Source organism: Rhodococcus sp. 21391 (assembly GCF_016772255.1).
Lineage (GTDB): Bacteria > Actinomycetota > Actinomycetes > Mycobacteriales > Mycobacteriaceae > Rhodococcus_F > Rhodococcus_F opacus.
In genome coordinates this window covers 2857110-2875701 of sequence record NZ_CP063781.1, presented here as the reverse complement: position 1 = coordinate 2875701, position 18592 = coordinate 2857110, and the positions used below count along the sequence as shown (strand labels likewise).

General features: G+C 66.6%; 13 protein-coding genes. 8 read left to right on the top strand and 5 right to left on the bottom strand.

What is annotated here, in order from left to right; genetic code table 11:
* Positions 1–211: 211 nt before the first annotated feature.
* Entirely contained in the window at positions 212–1450 is a 1239-nt protein-coding gene (locus GO592_RS13450; protein WP_039952076.1) for a serine hydrolase domain-containing protein, read from the top strand.
* 22 nt (positions 1451–1472) lie between these two features.
* Here the strand turns inward: GO592_RS13450 and GO592_RS13445 are convergent, their stop codons facing one another.
* On the bottom strand, positions 1473–2369 hold the full coding sequence (locus tag GO592_RS13445) for a universal stress protein (protein ID WP_005574437.1): 897 nt from the start codon (positions 2367–2369) through the stop codon (positions 1473–1475).
* Between the two features lie 442 nt (positions 2370–2811).
* On the opposite strand from GO592_RS13445, the gene GO592_RS13440 reads away from it, so the two are divergent.
* Together GO592_RS13440 and otsB are read left to right on the top strand one after the other, a co-directional pair.
* Positions 2812–3345: a flavodoxin family protein gene (locus tag GO592_RS13440; RefSeq protein ID WP_005257913.1), complete on the top strand. Its 534-nt coding sequence runs from the start codon at positions 2812–2814 to the stop codon at positions 3343–3345.
* A gap of 72 nt (positions 3346–3417) precedes the next feature.
* Complete coding sequence (gene otsB / locus GO592_RS13435; protein ID WP_007298863.1) at positions 3418–7059, top strand: trehalose-phosphatase; 3642 nt, start codon at positions 3418–3420, stop codon at positions 7057–7059.
* 42 nt (positions 7060–7101) lie between these two features.
* Here the strand turns inward: otsB and GO592_RS13430 are convergent, their stop codons facing one another.
* Positions 7102–7704, bottom strand: coding sequence for an Rv1733c family protein (locus GO592_RS13430; protein WP_007298864.1), 603 nt, complete (start codon positions 7702–7704; stop codon positions 7102–7104).
* Between the two features lie 270 nt (positions 7705–7974).
* Between GO592_RS13430 and GO592_RS13425 the strand changes: the two genes are divergently transcribed.
* The 4 genes from GO592_RS13425 to GO592_RS13410 all read left to right on the top strand — a co-directional run bounded on the left by GO592_RS13425 (position 7975) and on the right by GO592_RS13410 (position 11802).
* Entirely contained in the window at positions 7975–8265 is a 291-nt protein-coding gene (locus GO592_RS13425; protein WP_007298865.1) for a hypothetical protein, read from the top strand.
* Positions 8266–8361: 96 nt separating this feature from the next.
* The gene (locus GO592_RS13420; protein WP_007298866.1) at positions 8362–9024 is read left to right on the top strand and encodes a response regulator transcription factor; all 663 of its coding nucleotides are present in this window, start codon (positions 8362–8364) and stop codon (positions 9022–9024) included.
* A gap of 46 nt (positions 9025–9070) precedes the next feature.
* Positions 9071–10798 carry a GAF domain-containing sensor histidine kinase gene (locus GO592_RS13415; protein ID WP_039952039.1) on the top strand — a complete coding sequence of 576 codons (1728 nt, stop codon included), beginning with the start codon at positions 9071–9073 and terminating at the stop codon, positions 10796–10798.
* A 122-nt stretch (positions 10799–10920) separates the two neighbouring features.
* Positions 10921–11802 carry a universal stress protein gene (locus GO592_RS13410; protein ID WP_007298868.1) on the top strand — a complete coding sequence of 294 codons (882 nt, stop codon included), beginning with the start codon at positions 10921–10923 and terminating at the stop codon, positions 11800–11802.
* A gap of 12 nt (positions 11803–11814) precedes the next feature.
* On the opposite strand, the gene GO592_RS13405 is transcribed toward GO592_RS13410, so the two are convergent.
* Positions 11815–14148 carry a heavy metal translocating P-type ATPase gene (locus GO592_RS13405; RefSeq protein WP_007298869.1) on the bottom strand — a complete coding sequence of 778 codons (2334 nt, stop codon included), beginning with the start codon at positions 14146–14148 and terminating at the stop codon, positions 11815–11817.
* A 204-nt stretch (positions 14149–14352) separates the two neighbouring features.
* Here GO592_RS13405 and GO592_RS13400 point away from each other — a divergent pair, with 204 nt between their 5' ends.
* Positions 14353–17103, top strand: a complete 2751-nt coding sequence (locus GO592_RS13400) for a cation-translocating P-type ATPase (protein WP_039952041.1) — start codon at positions 14353–14355, stop codon at positions 17101–17103.
* 11 nt (positions 17104–17114) lie between these two features.
* On the opposite strand, the gene GO592_RS13395 is transcribed toward GO592_RS13400, so the two are convergent.
* Positions 17115–17363, bottom strand: coding sequence for an acyl carrier protein (locus tag GO592_RS13395; protein WP_005261629.1), 249 nt, complete (start codon positions 17361–17363; stop codon positions 17115–17117).
* Positions 17364–17372: 9 nt separating this feature from the next.
* Complete coding sequence (locus tag GO592_RS13390; RefSeq protein ID WP_007298871.1) at positions 17373–18581, bottom strand: dihydrolipoamide acetyltransferase family protein; 1209 nt, start codon at positions 18579–18581, stop codon at positions 17373–17375.
* Between the last annotated feature and the right edge of the window lie 11 nt (positions 18582–18592).

Below are 18592 nucleotides of genomic sequence, written 5' to 3'. Positions count from 1 at the left end.
GGGGCGGCCTCCTACGGTCTGTTCGGCGGCGTGCGTCCAGGTCGGTCCGCCGTACTACCAGTGTCCAACCGTGCGAGGGGTCGTTCACAGGGTCTTTCGGCCGTTTCCGGTGGTTTTAGCGCCGGCGGAATCAGGGCGCCGTATCCGGCGTTGTATACAAGCATCGGTGGTGGCATCGGGCGACCGCCGAAGGATAGAAGACGTGCACACCATGACGAACCCTCGCGAACTCGCCGCAGGAAGTCCGCCGGCCCGCAAGCGTACGGTGGCGCGTCCGGACCTGCCCACGCCCAGCATGATGCTCGTCGATCCTCGGTTCGGTGAGCTGGCCGGTCAGTTCTTCCGACTGTTCGGGCAGCCCACCGACGGGGGTGGCGCCCTCGCGCTCTACCTGCACGGTGAGCCCGTGGTCGACATCTGGTCGGGATGGGCGGCGCGCGACACGCGCTGGCGATCCGACACCGTGTCGGTGTCCTTTTCCACCGGCAAGGGTGTGGCGAGCACGGTGCTCCACCGGCTGGTGGACCGCGGGCTGATCGACTACGACGCACCCGTTGCCACGTATTGGCCGGAGTTCGCGAGTGCAGGCAAGGAGTTGGTGACGGTACGGGAGCTGCTGACCCACCGGGCCGGGCTGCACCGTGTGCGCGGACTGGTACCGGGGCCGTCGGCCCTGTTCGACCACGACAGCGTCGTCGGCGCTCTCGCATCCGCGGCACCGGATCGCCGCCGCGCCGTCATGCCGGGCTATCACGCCGTCACGTTCGGATCACTGGTCGCGGAACTCACCACTCGGGCGACCGGCTCGTCGTTCACCGACCTGGTCCGCACCGAGATCGCCGAACCCCTCGGAATCCGCGAGTTCTGGTTCCAGGTTCCCGCGGAGGAACGTCACCGCATCGCGAAGTCCTTCCCTCGCATCACTCCGTTCGGGGTGCCCTGGGAGACGGCGTCCTTTGCTCTGTCGTGCTTGCCTGTGCTTCGGAACATCGCACACGCAGGCATGCCGGAGGGGTTCGACGAACTGGTCCGCAATCCGGCCATTCACGACTACGTGATGCCCGGCTGGAACGGTGTCTTCAGTGCCCGCGCCCTCGCCCGCATGTATGCGGCGATCGCGAACAAGGGCATGGTGGGCGGCAGGAGGTTCCTGACGGAGGAAACTCTCGCGCAGATCGGTGAGGTGCAGACGACGGCACGCGACTATGTGCTCGGTATCCGGATGAACTGGCGCCTGGGCTATCACGCGGCGTTCGTCGCCAGCCGCAATCAGTATCCACACGCATTCGGCCACTACGGACTCGGTGGTTCCGGTGCGTTCGCGGACCCGGAGACGGGGCTGTCGGTGGCGTTCGTGACGAACAGGATGGGCGGTGCACTGACCCCGCTCGCCGACCTGCGGCTGGCGAAACTGGGCGCGCAGGCAGAATCGATCGCTCGGCGACTGTAGGCGTGGTGCCGCAGCCGTGGGTCTAGCTCGCCCGGCGGCAGATCGTGATCGGGCAGGCGACGTGATGAAGCAAATTCTGACTGGTCGATCCCAGAAACGCGCCGGCCAGACGGTTGTGGCCGTGGCTGCCGACGACGACCAGCTGCGCGTCGCGGGCATATTCGAGGATCAGCTCGGCCGGATTGGCCTGTTCGACGACGGTGGTCAGTTGCAGATCCGGACACTTCTCGCGCCAGCCGGCGAGATTTTCCGCCATCAGAACGGATTGTTCTTCTTCGACGACGGCCCAGTTCACCATCGGCAGGGCGGCAGGGCGCTCCGAGAGGTCGCCGGCGCCCCAGCCGTGCACCGCGAGGAGCGGTACCTCGAAGAACGTGGCGAATTCGACGGCCGTGGTGATGGCGAGTGAGCTCAGTTCGCTGCCGTCGACTCCGACGACGACAGGACGGTGGTCGGGTACCGGGGACGGTGCCTCCGATCGGAACACGGTAACCGGACAGTGCGCACGGTTGACCACCTGCATGACGGTGGAGCCGGTGACGAGCGTTTCCAGCGCCCCCGCACCGGTGGAACCCACCACCACCATCTCGGCGTGCGCGCTCAATCCTGCGAGTGCCGGTCCCGCAGGGCCGGGATGGGTGCTGCACGAGACCGTGACGTCGGGGAACGCGCTCTTCACGTGCCGTTCGGCCCGATCCAGGATCTCGTGGGCAGACTTCTCGACTTCCTGGGCGAACTCGTTCTGGAAGAGAAGCGCGGCTTCGCTGTAGTGGTATCCCGGACTCGGCAGGACGTGAGCCACTCGCAGTGGCACGGACTTCCGCTGAGCGACCGCCGCTGCCCACACAGCGGCTCTCATCGCTCTTTCCGAACCGTCGACACCGACGACGATGGACTTTCGTTGCGCGAGAACGCTCATATTCTCAACTCCTCCGGTCACCGTCACGGTCTCAGACGCGGCAACGGCGCCGGTAGAGGCATAGGTCATCTGCCTGCAACGCGGCGGTACCCGACACCTGCGCACGCGGCAGGGGCGTGCAACGTCCCGGAAAGTGACGGTAGACCCTACTCGGTGGGCGACATCGTTGGTTGAATCCGAAGTGACACGACACCTCGGAGTTTGCCATGAATCCCCCACCTCACCATCGTCGACAGGGAAGTCGGTCGACGACGAGACGAACACAGCCATCCGCGCCCGATACTGATGACGATCGGATCGAATGGCCCGATCCGAGTCCGCTGGCCGACTGGTGGGCACGCGTGATGTTCGGTGCACACCAGTCGACTTGACACCATCGGCCGGAACATCCTCGTGCACGGAGCGCCGGGACCGAGCGGTACCACCCATAGAAGGAGTCGACATGCGAACACTTGTGGTCTACGAATCGATGTTCGGAAATACCCGGCACGTGGCAGAGGCGATCTCCCGCGGTCTCGAGTCCGCGGGCGCTGTGACGGCGATCCCGGTCGCCCGAGCCGGCGACGAAGACTTGTCCGGTTACGATCTCGTGATCGTCGGCGGTCCCACGCACGTCCACGGGATGAGCCGCGAGTCGACCCGCCACGGGGCCGCCGTGACCGCCCACAAACCGGACAGCACTGTGGCCTTGGAACCCGACGCGGAAAGCGAAGGCCTCCGCGAGTGGCTCGACGGGCTCCCCCCGAGCCATGGGAAGGCGGTGGCCTTCGACACTCGGTCAGGCGGCCCTGCGCTCCTGACCGGCCGAGCATCGAAAGGTATTTGCCGAAAGCTGCGCCTGCGCGGGTTCGATCTCGTCGCCGAGTCCGAGAGTTTCCTCGTCGACAAGGAATCGCGGCTCGAGGAAGGCGAGGAGACACGCGCCGAGCAGTGGGGTCGGACACTCGCCCAACAGGTCAGTTCCACTCCCGCGTAGCACATCCCGCGTCGCCCGGGCTCGTTATCGGCCCGTGACTGCGACCGCGTTCGCCACCCGGGAGCTGAGCCCATGGCACAGACTGCGATCGATCTGCGTCGGCACGATGCGGTGATCCTCGACCTCGACGTCGTGACGACCGAGTCCGCCGGGGCCGACACCACGATGGCACTCGTCCGTCGATTGCAGAGTCTCGGGGTGGCGACAGCGATCTTCTCGTCCGATCGCGACGTTCAGCCGATGCTCGACTCCGCTGGGATCGCCGAGGTGTTTCCCGTTCGGGTCGCAGGCGCGTCGCCGGCCGACGCCGCCGATCGGCTGGGGGCGCGTCCGGGCAGTGCGGTGGTCGTCACGACCTCAGGAGCAACGGCAGCCGCGGCCAGCCGTGGCGGCTTCGCTCTCGTCATCGGGGTCGCTCCCGACCGTCGCGCCGACAGGCTGAGTCGATGTGGAGCAGACATCGTCGTCGCCGACACCTCCGAGATCCAGGTCCGCGCAGGCGATCTCCGGTTGTCCGAGATTCCGGACGCGCTGACGTCTCGGCACGAACTCACCGCCCTCCTCCGTGTCCGCCGGCCCGCTGTGTTTCTCGACTTCGACGGCACCCTCTCGGATATCGTGTCCGATCCGTCGGCGGCCGTTCTGGTCGACGGTGTGGCCGCCGAGTTGGCCCGGTTGACACGCGAATGCCCGGTGGCCGTGATCAGTGGACGCGACCTCGCGGATGTGCAGGCACGGGTCGGCATGGCGGAGATCTGGTACGCGGGCAGCCACGGCTTCGAGTTGGCGGGGCCGCAGGGGCAGTACTACGAGAACCCTGACGCTCTCGCCGCGGTACCGGTACTGCATCACGCCACCCGCGCGCTCACCGACCGCCTCCGCGACGTGCCGGGCGTGTTGATCGAGCCCAAGAAGTACACCGTCGCCGTGCACTATCGCAATGTTGCCGCCGACCGGATCGACGAGGTCGTCGCCACGGTCCGTGACGTCGCCACGTCCGGGGAGGTCCGGCTCAGAGTCACCGGTGGGCGCAAAGTAGTCGAACTCCGTCCCGACGTCGATTGGGACAAGGGACGCGCACTGAACTGGGTCCTCGAGCACATCCACGACGCGAGATCCCTACTTCCGATCTACGTCGGTGACGATCTCACCGACGAGGACGCATTCGACGCCGTGTCGGCGACCGGGGTGGGGATCGTCGTCCGCAGCAGTGAGATCGGGGATCGACGGTCGGCGGCAAAATTCGCCGTGAACGATCCGGCTCAGGTTCGCGAACTGTTGCAGCGGCTGGGGGATCTTCTCGGCCGCGACCCCGAGACCGCGTCCGCGGCCGATGCATGGATGCTGTTCTTCGACGGCTACGAACCCGCGACCGAGAAGCTACGGGAGGCCATCTGCACTCTGGGGAACGGCTACTTCGCCACTCGCGGGTGCGCCCCCGAAGCAACCGCCGGCACCGTCCACTACCCGGGCACCTATCTCGCGGGTGTGTACAACCGCTTGAGCGACGAGCGTGGCGGGATGGCGATCGTGAACGAAAGCATGGTGAATGCACCGAATTGGCTGACGACGACCTTTCGTATCGAGGGCGGGCCGTGGTTCGACGTCGATACCGTCGACCTGCTCGAGTACCGCCAGTACCTCAATCTGCGTCGCGCCGTGCTCACCCGCCGGTTTCGGTACCGGGACGACGCCGGGCGCACGACGTCGGTCATCCAGCGGAGATTCGTTGCCATGCACTTACCCCACGTCTGTGCGCTGCAGACGACGATCATCGCGGAGAACTGGTCCGGCTCGTTCGAATTGCGTTCGGCTCTGGATGGTTCGGTGCGCAACACCCTCGTCGAGCGGTACCGTGATCTCGCCGCCGAGCATCTCGTGCTACTCCGTTCCGGCGCGCTGTCGGCGGACTCCGTCCTGCTGGCGATGCAGACCAATCAATCGGGCATACCGGTGTCCATGGCGGCACGAACCACGCTGTCGCCCCACGACCGACACCGCGCGTCCACGTACCGTCTGCTCGACCGCGACGGCCGCATAGGCCACGACATCACGGTAGACGTCGGCGAGGGTGAGTCCGTGACGTTCGAGAAGATGGTGACAGTGTTCACGGGGCGCGATCACGCCCTGTCCGAGCCGGCCGAGGAAGCAGCACGCTGGGTGCCGTCGATCGGCGGGTTCGAGGAAGTGCTGGACGGTCATGTGCTGGCCTGGGAGCACCTGTGGGACCGTATCGGCATCACCCTCGGTGATTACCAGGACGTCCTGCGCATCGCCAGGCTCCATCAGATGCAACTGCTGCAGACGGTGTCGCCGAACACTGCCGACCTGGACGTCGGTGTGCCGGCCCGAGGACTGCACGGCGAGGCGTATCGGGGGCACGTCTTCTGGGACGAATTGTTTGTTTTCCCGGTCCTGAACCTGCGGGTGCCGACCTTGACCCGGTCGTTGCTGCGCTACCGGTACCGTCGCTTGCCGGAGGCCCGCCGCGCTGCGCGGGCGGCCGGCTACCGCGGCGCGATGTTCCCGTGGCAGTCGGGTAGCGACGGCCGGGAGGAAAGCCAGCAAGTGCATCTCAACCCGCGGTCCGGTCGCTGGCTCCCGGACCCGAGTTGGCGTCAACACCACATCGGCATCGCGATCGCCTATAACGTGTGGCACTACTACCAGGTCACCGGGGATCTGGAGTTTCTCAGTGATTTCGGCGCCGAGATGCTGGTAGAGATAGCCCGATTCTTCGCCGGCCTCGCCTCCTACGAGGGGACCCGCGGTCGCTACACGATCCGCGGAGTCATGGGACCGGACGAGTTTCATTCCGGCTACCCCGAGGCACCGCACGAGGGAGTCGACAACAACGCGTATACCAACGTCATGGCCGTGTGGGTGATCCTCCGGGCGATCGAGGCGCTCGATGCGATTCCGACCCAGAACCGGTCCGATCTCGTCGACTCTCTGAGCTTGGATTCCCACGAGATGGCGCGGTGGGCGGACGTGAGCCGCCGAATGTTCGTTCCTTTCCACGATCGGGTCATCAGTCAGTTCGAGGGGTACGAAGAGTTGGCGGAACTGGACTGGGCCGGCTACCGGGAGCGGTACGTCGACATTCAACGGCTCGACCGCATCCTCGAGGCGGAGGGGGATGACGTCAACCGGTACCGGGCGTCGAAGCAGGCCGACGTTCTGATGCTGTTCTACCTGCTGTCCGCCGACGAACTGCGTGATCTGTTCGAGCGACTCGGATATCAGTTCGAACCGGAGGCAATACCGCGCACCATCGATTACTACATCGCCCGGACCTCGCACGGTTCGACGCTGAGCGCGGTGGTGCATTCCTGGGTGCTGGCCCGCGCCAATCGTGACAAGGCCATGGAATTCTTCGAGAAGGTGCTCGCGTCCGACATCACGGACATCCAGGGAGGTACGACTTCCGAGGGGATCCACCTGGCGGCGATGGCGGGAAGCATCGACCTGCTGCAGCGCTGCTTCACGGGACTGGAAACGCGCGGTGACCGCCTCGTGTTCAGCCCGGAATGGCCGCACACGCTCGGTGCGCTCGAGTTTCCGATCGTCTATCGCGGGCACCAGCTGTGGCTGACGATCAGCGGTCGGCGCGTTCAGGTCAGCGCGGGCGCCGGAAATCAACGCGCGATCGAGATCTCGTGTCGCGATCAGGTCGTTCGGCTGGAACCGGGGTGCACGGTCAGTCTGGGTTAGGCATCGTCGAGGCGGGCCGTTCACGACCGGCGCGTCGGTCGGTCAACTGACCGGCCATCCCGGTGTGCGACCGAGATCGTTCCATTCCCGATCCCACTGCCGCATCCGGCTTCGGCCGCTGATCCACCGCACCCCGGAGTACAGCAGGAGGGCGCCGACCGCCGCGCCCGCCCACACCGACAGGGCCGCGCTCACGGCGATCGCCGCGTTCTGCATTCCCGACCGGGGCTCGGCGGCGACGTTCCCGTTCGTGTCCACCCACACCGTGACCGTGTCGCCGCGGTGCGTCCCGGGCGCGGTCTCCACGTCGGTCGAGCGGAGGGTGCCGTCCGGTGCCGTCCACTGCGCTGTCGCACGGTCCTGCGTGTCCGGTGAGCGGCTGTGCGCGTCGGCGACCACCACCGGCCGTGGGTCCTCGACGAGAACGGCGGACTGTGCGTGCCTGGTCTGCAGTTCGGCGTGAGACCGTTCGGCCAAGCCGGTGTAGGTCACGGTTCCGAACGCCGCCGCGAACGGGACCACGATCAGGACGAAGGCGATCAGGACGGCCGCGACGACGGAGTCGACACGATCCGTGCCCCGCATCAGAGGGTTTCGACTCCACGGCGCCAGACGCCACCAGCGCAGTGCCTGATCGATGGTCATCACGCCCTCCTCGGAACGGTCCTCCTGTGTTCGAGTCTTGCGCGCACGAGGTGAACGGCCTAGGGCACAAGGTCATTGGCAGGGACGACCGGGCCGGACCGGCATCGGAGGCCCGGCCGGGCGTCACATGTCGTTGGTCGCCCGCAAAAACCCGGCAACACTGACCTGGTGACTTTCGGCCCTGGAAACGCGCGCGCCGTTATCGCACCGTTGTGGAAGAGGCCGACACACCACATCGGAACCACCCGTCGGCGAAGGAGTGAGGACCGCATGTTCGAACGTCACCCCACCGCACCGCGGCCGCGCGAGGACCGTCGCCCGCGCGACGGCGAACCCGGCGAGTTCCTGTACCTCCACCCGATCGGGCTGGTGCTGGCGTTGCTGTCGGGGGCGGTGACCGCAGGCCTGGTCGTCCTGCTCGGCGCCTGGCTGGCGACTCCCCTCGTCGGAGTCGGCGCGGCCGCGACACTGGTCGCCACCGTCGGCCTGGCGGTGGCGATGTTGATGCCCCACCGACCACGCCGGCACGGGATGCGCCCGGTTCGTCCCGCCACTCGATGACCGTCGGTGGCCCCGCGCCGGCGCTTCTGGCGCCACCTGATCCCGGCGTAATCTGATCTTCCGGAGCGATCACACAGCACGACTGGAGGTTGCGGCATGATCAACGTCTTTCTCGTGGACGATCACGAGGTCGTCCGGCGCGGAATCGCGGACCTCCTCACAGCCGACCCCGATCTGACGGTCGTCGGTGAAGCCGCGTCCTACTCCCAGGCGATGGCACGAGTGCCGGCCTTGAAACCCGACGTCGCGGTCCTCGACGTGCGGCTCCCCGACGGCAACGGAATCGAACTGTGCCGCGAACTGCACTCACTGATGCCGGAGTTGCACTGTCTCATCCTGACCTCGTTCACGGACGACCAGGCGATGCTCGACGCGATTCTCGCCGGGGCCAGCGGATACGTCGTGAAGGACATCCGCGGTATGGAATTGACCCAGGCGGTCCACGACGTCGGGGCAGGAAAGTCGCTCCTCGACAGCCGTGCGGCCGCTGCCCTGATGATGAAGATCCGCGCGGACGCCAGTGAGAAGGACGGAATCTTCGGGCACCTGACCAATCAGGAACGGACGCTCCTCGCCCTGCTCGGTGAAGGGCTGACCAACCGTCAGATCGCTGCACGGATGTTCCTCGCGGAGAAAACCGTCAAGAATTACGTCTCCAGGCTGCTGACCAAACTCGGAGTCGAACGCCGGACTCAGGCAGCGGTACTTGCCACGAAGATGCCGTCGAGACCGTCCGACACCTCACAGTCGAGGCCCTGAGCCCGATCACGGCTTCCGACCCGCAGCGCACCGGCGACGTGGGACAATGCGTGGTGTGACCCGTCAAGCCGATGAGCGTGACCCGGGTCCGCTGCTCGGCAGCCTGTCCGAGCTTCGGCTCCGTGAACTCCTGACCGAAGTGCAGGAACGCATCGCGCTGATCGTCGATGCCCGCGAGCACGTCGACGGACTCCTCGAGGCGATGCTCGCGGTGACCTCGGGCCTCGACCTCGACAACACGCTCCGCACCATCGTCCACGCCGCGATCAACCTGGTGGACGCCCGATACGGTGCGCTGGGCGTGCTCGCCCCCGGTGAGGGGCTGAGCGAGTTCGTCTTCGAGGGCATCGACGAGGAAATGCGCGAACGGATCGGTGACCTGCCCCGTGGCCGCGGGGTCCTCGGATTCCTCATCACCAATCCCAAACCGGTCCGGTTGGACGACCTCTCCCATCACGCCGCCTCGGTAGGATTCCCCGACCACCATCCGCCGATGAAAACGTTTCTGGGCGTTCCTATTCAGATCCGGGACGAAGCGTTCGGGAATCTGTATCTCACCGAGAAGGCGAACGGTGCACAGTTCACCGAGGACGACGAGGTCCTTCTCCGCGCACTCGCGGCCGCCGCCGGGATCGCGATCGAGAACGCCCGCCTGTACGAGGAGTCCCGGACGAGGCAGGCGTGGCTCGAGGCGACGCGTGAGATAGCGACCGAACTACTCGCGGGCAGCGAGACCGCCGAGGTGTTGCAGGTGATCGCCGACGACGCGCTCTCCCTCACCGATGCCGACAGCGCTTTTCTCGCGGTGCCGGACGACCCCGACATCCCATCGGACGAGGTCACCGAACTCGTGGTCACCGCGTCCGCCGGAACGGTGTCGGCTCGCATCGGCCGAACGATTCCACTCGAAGGGTCGACGTCCGGCGAAGCCTTCCGTGATCGGACACCGCTCCGCGTCAACGCTCTAGCCTTCGATCCCGGGTTCGAGACGGGAACCCGGTTCGGTCCGGCGCTGGCGTTGCCGCTGCGTGCAACGCAATCGGTGGCCGGTGTGCTGGTGGTGCTCCGTCATGCCGACGCAGCGCCGTTCACAGAGGACCAGCTGGCGTTGATGTCGGGGTTCGCCGATCAGGCGGCCGTCGCGCTGCAGCTCGCCAACAGTCAGCGCCGAATGCACGAATTGGACGTGCTGTCCGATCGGGATCGGATCGCGCGGGATCTCCACGACCACGTCATCCAGCGGCTCTTCGCGGTCGGCCTGTCGCTCCAGAGCACTCTGCAGAGGGCGAAGTCACCCGAGGTCAAGCAGCGACTCGTGCAGTCGGTCGACGATCTTCACGATATCGTGCGTGACATCCGTACCGCGATCTTCGACCTTCACGGCGGTTCGGGTGCCGTGACCCAGTTCCGGCGGCGGTTGCACGAGATCATCGCCGAGATCACCGCGGATTCAGGGCTGCGCACGACCGTGCACATGTCCGGGCCGCTGTCGGTCATCGATGCCGTGCTCGCCGAACATGCCGAGGCGGTCCTGCGTGAGGCACTGAGCAACGCGGTGCGCCACGCAGCGGCCGGCACAGTCACCGTCAGCATCTCCGTCTACGACGATCTCGTCATCGAGGTCGCGGACGACGGCAAAGGGTTTCCGGAGGGCGTCTCCCGAAGTGGCCTGGACAATCTGGCTGCCCGAGCACAGGAAGTCAACGGGCGCTTCACCATCGACACCACCCCCGGCGGCGGAACCACTCTCCGGTGGTCGGCTCCACTGCCCTGAGCCGGGATCGGCTCGCCCGTCCGCCGAGGTGGGGACCTTCTCCCCTACGCCGGCGTCGGAGGCACCGTAACGATGAGAGGTAGCGGCAACTCCTGCCGCGCGTTGCCCCCGAGGAGAACACCATGACCGCCCGCCGCCCGATCGTCGTCGGAACAGACGGTTCACCGTCGTCCCTCCAGGCAGTCGCGTGGGCCGCACAGGAGGCGGCGTTGCGTAATGCGCCACTGTCGGTGGTCTCGACCACGTTCGTGCCCGGCGCCTACGGTGTCCCGATCGGCATGCCGGAGAGCTTCTTCGACGACGAGGAACGCAACGGGAAGAACCGGCTGGCTGCCGCGGCGGAAATCGCCGCCCGAGCGGTACCCGGGCATTCCCTCGACATTCACACCACGCTCTGCACCGGAACGCCGGCCGGTGAACTCCTCGAAAGATCGAAATCCGCCGCGATGGTCGTCGTCGGCTCGAACCGGCAGGGAATCATCGAGCGCGGCTTCCTGGGATCGGTCAGCGCCGCGGTCGCCACCCACGCACCGTGCCCGGTGGCGGTCATCCGCGGGCTTCCCGATTCCGAGGTCACCCGACTCGAGGGGCCCGTCGTCGTGGGTGTGGACGGGTCGGCACACAGCGAGCCCGCCATTTCGATGGCGTTCGAGGAGGCCGCCCTGCGGCAGTGCGAACTGGTGGCCGTTCACGCCTGGTCCGACGTCGACCTCCCCGTGCACCACGAGGGCGGTAGCGTCTCCGGGTGGAAGCAGGTCGTCACCCAGGAAACGGCCCTCCTGTCGGAGAGTCTCGCCGGCCGGGCCGAGGATTTCCCGGACGTCAAGGTTCGGACGATGGTCGTGATGGACCGACCGGTGCGTAACCTGCGCGAACAAGCCGACAACGCGCGACTTCTCGTCGTGGGCAGCCGCGGACGCGGCGGCTTCACCAGTATGTTGTTGGGATCCACGAGCAGGGCCTTGATGCACTCCGTCCGCTGCCCGATCCTCGTCGTCCGGTAGCGCCGACGGCTGTCAGTGCTCGTCGTCGATTCTCGGGGCGAGGGCGAAGTAGTCCTCTTCCTCCTGGGCGAAATGCAAACGCAGCACCGCATACAACCCGTACAGGCAGGCGAGAAGGTCATCACGCTGGTCCGGGCGGACTTCGCCGTGCGCCTCGACCGCGCCGAGGTGAGTTCCCAGGCGCCGGCTGAGTCGATCGATCTCCGCATGAGCCCTACTCATCGGGGCGGTGGCTTCCGCCGTTCCGAAGGCGTCCGCCAGCGCGGGATACAGTTGGGTCTCCTCGGCACGTTCATGGGGCAGGACCTGCTCCACCAGGACGGTGTGTGCTCTACGCACCGCCGCCAGTGTCTCGGTTCCGGGTTCGGCGGTCACCCGCTCTGCAGCGTCACGTATCAGCGCCAGCGCTCCCCGCAGATCGTCGTGCTCGCGATCGAAACGCTGCAATAGCAGGCCGGTTTCTCGCGTCACCGTGAGTTCGGAGGACCGGCCGCCGCGAAGGGCGCGCAGGGCGTTGAGGATGACCGCCACGTCGATTCCTTCCTGCAGCAGGGCGCCGGGCGCGGGAGCGATCCAGCCGAACGCCGCGGCGATCATCGCCAGCAGCGACAGCGTCATGCCGATCCCGGCACTCTGGATCGCGATCCGCCTCGACCGTCGTGCGATCTCCATCGCGTCCGCCAACCGGGCGAGGTGATCGGTCGTCAGCACGATATCGGCAGCCTCCGAACTGGCCGTGGCTCCCCGCGCCCCCATCGCCACTCCGACCGACGCCGCCGCCAGGGCGGGGGCGTCGTTGATCCCGTCCCCCACCATGATCGTGACAGCCTTGCGCTTCTCCGCCTGAACTGCTGCCACCTTGTCCATGGGAGTTTGCTCCGCGAGCACGGCGTCGAGTCCGACGATGGATCCGATTTCGAGGGCGGGCGCCCGGCGGTCTCCGGTCAGCATGATCAGTCGGTCCAGTCCGGCTGCCCGCAATCGCCGCAATGTGCGAGGCGCGTCTCGACGAAGAGGATCCCGCAGCAGGATCGCCCCTACCAGTGCGTCGTCGACCTGTACCCAGGCCACCGCCGCGCCGTCCAGGGCCGATCGCGTCGAGACGGCCTCCGCCCAGTCCGGCAACACGCCGTGATCCGAACCGACCTTCACCGCACGACCGTTCACGATGCCGGTGACCCCGGTCCCCGCCTGCTCGCTGACATCGGTGGGCAGTGGAAGCGGACAGCCCCGTGCCCTCGCGAAGCGGACGATCGACTCGGCGAGAACATGGGGTGACAGCTGGTCGACGGCTGCGGCGAGTTGGAGTACCTCGTCGGGATTGTGGCCGGGGGCGGTTGCGACGTCGAGTCCCGATGGCCTGCCGGTCGTCAGGGTTCCCGTCTTGTCCATCACCAGGGTCCGAGCTCGCCCGAGTGTTTCCAGTGCTCCACCGCCGCGGATGACGACACCGATCCGTGAGGCGCGGGACAGCCCCGACACGATGGCGACAGGGGCGGCGAGCAGCAACGGACACGGGGTCGCGACCACGAGAACTGCGACCGCGCGCACGGCGGAACCGCTCAGCCACCATGCGACGGACGACACCAGGAGGGTCAGGGGAAGGAACCAGACGGCGAAGCGGTCCGCGATCCGTACGATCGGTGCCTTGTCGGCAGCGGCCTCCTGCGCCAGTCGGACGATGCCCGAATAGGTGCTGTCCGCGGCGCTCGCGGTGGCGCGCAGCTCGATCGTCGATCCGACGTTCACCACCCCACTGCGCACCGACTCCCCGACCTGTCGTTCGACGTGGAGAGACTCCCCGGTGAGCGCGGACTCGTCGAGGACGGCCGATCGGTCGGCGACGACGACGCCGTCGACGGGGACAACCTCTCCGGAGGCGACGACCAGCAGATCGGTGGGCTCGACCTCGTCCAAGGGGACGAGGACGACGTCGTGGCCGATCCGTTTGTGTGCTCGTCGTGGTGCGTGTTCGAGGAGGGCGCGCAGATCGCGTGACGCGCGCCGCTCCGCCGCGGATTCGAGCGTGCGCCCCGTCGCGAGCATGAACCCGATGAGGGCACCTGCCAGATACTCGCCGACCGCGAGTGTTCCCGCGAGGGCGAGCACGGCGATGAGGTCGACACCAGCTGTGCGCTGACGGAGTGCCACGACGACCCAGCCCACAGCGGGCGCCAGGGACACCACCGTGCCGATCGCCCAGCACGCGTCCGCGACGCTCGGCCGACCGAGCGAAGTGGCCACCACGCCGGACACGAGCGCCACCGACGTGACTGCGAGCAGGGTGGGTGCCAACAGCCTCGTCAGGCGCGCATTCCACGTTTCGCGGGTTCGTGTGTCGTGCATATGCCTTCCCTCGTCGAGGGCCGACGCGTGAGGACGCGTGTCTCCATCGTCGCAGCCCGGACCCGGTTCGGGCTGCGTGCGACCGTAAGAGAGGACCAAGGTCCCTTTCCCCGCAACCGTCGATGGCGCACCGTCGGAGAAGAACCCCGCCGGGCCCGTCCCACGTGATCCCTACCGGATCGACCCGACGACCAGGAGCGCGCGATGGTGACGCCGACGAAGACAGCTCGCGTGGACCCTCAGGAGTCGACCGACCGGCTACTGCGTGACCTCCGCACCAGACGGGATGGACTGTCACGGAGGGAAGCGGAGCGACGAACACTCGTCTACGGGACCAATGAACTGATTCGGCATCGCGGGCGCACCTGGCCCCGGCAGTTACTGCGGCAATTCACGCATCCGTTGGCGCTGCTCTTGTGGATGGCTGCCGTACTCGCCGTCTTCAGCGGCTCAGCGCCGCTGGGTGTCGCGATTGTCATCGTGATCCTGCTCAACGCCGCGTTCGCGTTCGTGCAGGAACGACACGCCGAGCAGGCGGTCGAAGCACTGGCGGCGTTTCTGCCAACCAGGGCGCGCGTCGCCCGTCAGGGAACGACGGAGACGGTCGACGTCCGGTCGCTCGTGCCGGGCGACGTGATCTTCCTGACCGAAGGCGACCGCGTGTCCGCCGATGCGCGACTCCTGTCGGGATCGCTCGAGGTCGATCTGTCGACTCTCACCGGTGAGTCCGTACCGGTTTTGATCCGATTCGACGCCGGGTCGACGACGGGACCGTTGATCGAGGCCGCGGACATCGCCTTCAGCGGCACCAATGTGGTGGGCGGCGATGCCACCGCGGTCGTGTTCGCGACAGGAATGCACACCGAACTCGGACGCATCGCGGCTCTGTCACAACGCGTGGGCCATGAGGAAAGCCCCCTCGAAAAGCAGGTGAAACGCGTGGCCTGGCTGATCGCGGCGGTTGCGGTGGCGATGGGTCTGGCGTTCATCCCGCTGGGGACGCTCATGGCGGGGTTGTCGCTCGACGATTCGGTCAATTTCGCAATCGGGCTCCTGGTCGCCAACGTGCCGGAGGGCCTACTGCCGACGATCACGTTGGCTCTCGCGGTGGGCGTGCGTACCCTCGCCAGACAGGGCGCCCTGGTCAAACGTCTCTCCGCTGTGGAAACACTCGGCTCCACCAGCGTCATCTGTACCGACAAGACCGGCACCCTGACCATGAATCGGATGCGTACCACCAGGTTGTGGACCCCTGACGGGGTCGTGACGTTCGACGGTGCCGTCCCCGTTCCGGCACCGGACGCTTCGGCAAGTCGGACGGCCCGGGCTGTCGTCGCGTGCTGTAGCGCGGAGATCCGCATCTCGAGTACCGGTGCCGAATCCGGTGATCCGACGGAGGTGGCATTGCTGCACGCAGCGCTGTCCTTGGGAGCCTCGACAGAAGACGCTGACGGAATCCGGGTGTCGCAGTTCCATTTCGACCCGGAGCTGCGCCGGATGTCCACCGTCGATCGTATCGGTGACACGCTGCACATCCATGCCAAGGGAGCACCCGAAGAGATCTTCGACCGGTGTACCCGAATCGCCGGTCCCGCTGGTGTGGACCCGGCCTTCACCAGTTCCGATCGGGAGTTCACCGCGAATCTCGTACGCGACTGGGCTCGCGAAGGTTTGCGTGTGCTTGCCGTCGCCGAGCGCGACACCGACGCGGGCACTCACCCGGGACTGACGCGGGAAGAGGCGGAGAGCGATCTCACCCTCCTCGGAATCGCGGCAATGCTCGATCCTCCGCGTCCGGAGGTAGCGGCGGCCGTGGCCAGGTGTCATTCTGCGGGAATTCGGATCATCGTCGTCACCGGTGATCACGGCCTCACCGCGCGAGGGATCGCACAGAGCGTAGGGATCGGGCACGCAGGTCTACGGGTCGTCACCGGCTCGGAACTCGAGCAGATGCCGGAACCCGATCTCGACAGGTTGCTCGCCACCGACGTCGAACTCATCTTCGCGCGCAGTTCACCAGAGGCGAAGTTGCGGATCACCGATGCCTTGCGCGACAGCGGGCAGGTCGTCGCGATGACGGGTGACGGCGTCAACGACGCACCGGCGTTGCGCCGTTCCGATATCGGTGTGGCGATGGGTAAGTCGGGCACCGATGTCGCGCGGGAGGCCGCGACGATGGTCCTCACCGATGACAATTTCGCGACCATCGTCAGCGCCGTCGAGGCGGGACGGAGGGTCTACGACAACGTCCGCAAGTTCATCGTCTACATCTTCGCGCACGCCACCCCCGAGGTGGTGCCGTTCCTCGTCTACGCACTGTCCGGCGGACAGGTACCCCTTCCCCTCACGGTGATGCAGATTCTCGCCATCGATTTGGGCACCGAGACCTTACCGGCGCTGGCGTTGGGCCGTGAGAAGGCCGAACCGGGCCTGATGGATCGGCGTCCACGCAAGCGCACCCAGAACGTGGTCGACAGGGGGATCCTCGTCCGGTCGTGGGGTCTGCTGGGAGGTGTGTCGGCAGTATTGGTGATGACGCTCTTCTTCGCGACACTTCTCGAAGGTGGCTGGTATCTGGGTGCCGATGTGGGTGCCGGAATCCTGCACCACACCTGGCAATCGGCGACGACGATGAGCTTCCTCGGCATCGTCGCCTGCCAGATCGGCACTGCGTTCGCCTCGCGAACCGAGCACGCATCGCTCGCAAAGGTTGGAGTCGCGTCCAACCCCCTGTTGCTGTGGGGAATCGCCTTCGAAGTGTGTTTCGCCGCGCTGGTCGTCACGGTGCCGGTGCTTCGACATATCTTCGGAACCGTGATTCCGCAGTGGCATCAGGTGCTGTGGCTCCTTCCGCTGCCGTTCATCGTCTGGGGATGTGACGAAGCGTGGCGGTGGCACCGGCGACGGACACCCGGGAGCGTTGCGCCCCGGTCGCCCGCCGAGGTCCCGCAGTAGCCGCGTCGCCCTCAGGTGTGTGTTTGCGAGGCAATGTATTCGACGATGTCCTCCACGGTCACCAGTGTCGCGTAGTCGGATTCCGGGATATCGACGCCGAATACGGCATGCAGGCGCACGAGGAAGTTCAGCCAGTCCATCGAATCCAGATCGACCTGATCGCGTAACGGCACATCCGAGGACAGTTCCTCGTCCTCGATCTCCGGCGCGATCTCCCGCAATGCGCGTATGACTCTCGAGTCGATCGTCTCGCTGTTCATCTGTCGTCCTCACCACTTGTCCGGCTGTTGGAGCAGTTCGTTGATTCTGGTCAGGAACTGTGCGCCCCGTGTTCCGTCGCTGGCACGGTGATCGGCGGCGAGGGTAGCTGTCACGACCGTCGCGACCTGCAGATCTCCGTCGAACACCCAGGGGCGTTCACTGGGCCTCCCGAAACCCACCAACGCCACCTGAGGCGGATAGATCACACCGAAAACCGAGGTGACCCCACGTTCCCCGAGGTTCGTCACGGTCAGCGTCGGGTCCGACATCTCGGAACTGCGCAGCGAACCGGCACGGGCCCGGGTCACCAGATCGCCGAGTTCCACCATCAGCTGGGAGAGGGGTTTGTCGGCGGTGTCGTGGACCGCGGGAGCGACCAGACCTCCGTCTCTCAGAGAGATCGCCACCCCGAGGTGGATGTGGGGTGCCGGCCGGAACTCGCCGTCCAGCCAGAACCCGTTGAGGTCCGGGAACTGCTGGGCAGCGAGCGCCACCGCCTTGAGTTGCACAGCGGCGAGGAGGACTCGTTCGGTGATCGGGCGGGCGGCATTTTCGGTGCGCAACCAGTCCGTCGCCGTCCGCAGTGGAATCTCGTCCATCAGGTAGTAGTGCGGGATCTCCCGCTTGGAGCGGCTCATGGAAGCAGCGATCGCGCGACGCATATCGCGGGTCTTGGCCTCGGCCTTGGCCTTCGCCTCGGACGGTCCAGGCTCGATGCTGTGGGCTGCCGCGCGCTGAACGTCGTCGAGCGTGACCGCAGCACCGGCGCCTGTCCCGGTGACACCGGCGAGATCGATCCCTGTCCTTTCCGCTTCCCTGCGCGCCCTGGGCGAGACCTTGCGCCGTGGTGCCGGTGCCGGTGCCGGTGCCGGTGCCGGTGCCGGTGCTGGTTCCGGTGCCGGTGCTGGTTCCGGTGCGGTGGCGACCGTGGTGGTGCCGGGCACCGCATCGGCAGACGGCCGCTCGGGCGGTGGTGATTCTCCGGGACTCGACAGCGTTGCCAACGGGGTTCCGACCGACACGGTCGTTCCGGGCTCGACGAGCAACCGGTGAACGGTGCCGCTCTGCCAGATCTCCACGTCCACGGCCGCTTTCACGGTGTCGACCGTCGCTATCGCCTGACCGCGCTCGACCTCGTCACCGGGTTTGACCAACCAGTCCGTCAACGTTCCCTCATCCATGTCGGCGCCCAGGGAAGGCAGCGTGAAATCAAACATGGCTATGCCTC

Bases quoted from the DNA above. Each gene is read 5' to 3' on its own strand.
- GO592_RS13450 (WP_039952076.1), top strand. From the start codon at position 212: ATGACGAACCCTCGCGAACTCGCCGCAGGAAGTCCGCCGGCCCGCAAG.
- GO592_RS13445 (WP_005574437.1), bottom strand. From the start codon at position 2,369: ATGAGCGTTCTCGCGCAACGAAAGTCCATCGTCGTCGGTGTCGACGGT.
- GO592_RS13440 (WP_005257913.1), top strand. From the start codon at position 2,812: ATGCGAACACTTGTGGTCTACGAATCGATGTTCGGAAATACCCGGCAC.
- otsB (WP_007298863.1), top strand. From the start codon at position 3,418: ATGGCACAGACTGCGATCGATCTGCGTCGGCACGATGCGGTGATCCTC.
- GO592_RS13430 (WP_007298864.1), bottom strand. From the start codon at position 7,704: ATGACCATCGATCAGGCACTGCGCTGGTGGCGTCTGGCGCCGTGGAGT.
- GO592_RS13425 (WP_007298865.1), top strand. From the start codon at position 7,975: ATGTTCGAACGTCACCCCACCGCACCGCGGCCGCGCGAGGACCGTCGC.
- GO592_RS13420 (WP_007298866.1), top strand. From the start codon at position 8,362: ATGATCAACGTCTTTCTCGTGGACGATCACGAGGTCGTCCGGCGCGGA.
- GO592_RS13415 (WP_039952039.1), top strand. From the start codon at position 9,071: ATGCGTGGTGTGACCCGTCAAGCCGATGAGCGTGACCCGGGTCCGCTG.
- GO592_RS13410 (WP_007298868.1), top strand. From the start codon at position 10,921: ATGACCGCCCGCCGCCCGATCGTCGTCGGAACAGACGGTTCACCGTCG.
- GO592_RS13405 (WP_007298869.1), bottom strand. From the start codon at position 14,148: ATGCACGACACACGAACCCGCGAAACGTGGAATGCGCGCCTGACGAGG.
- GO592_RS13400 (WP_039952041.1), top strand. From the start codon at position 14,353: ATGGTGACGCCGACGAAGACAGCTCGCGTGGACCCTCAGGAGTCGACC.
- GO592_RS13395 (WP_005261629.1), bottom strand. From the start codon at position 17,363: ATGAACAGCGAGACGATCGACTCGAGAGTCATACGCGCATTGCGGGAG.
- GO592_RS13390 (WP_007298871.1), bottom strand. From the start codon at position 18,581: ATGTTTGATTTCACGCTGCCTTCCCTGGGCGCCGACATGGATGAGGGA.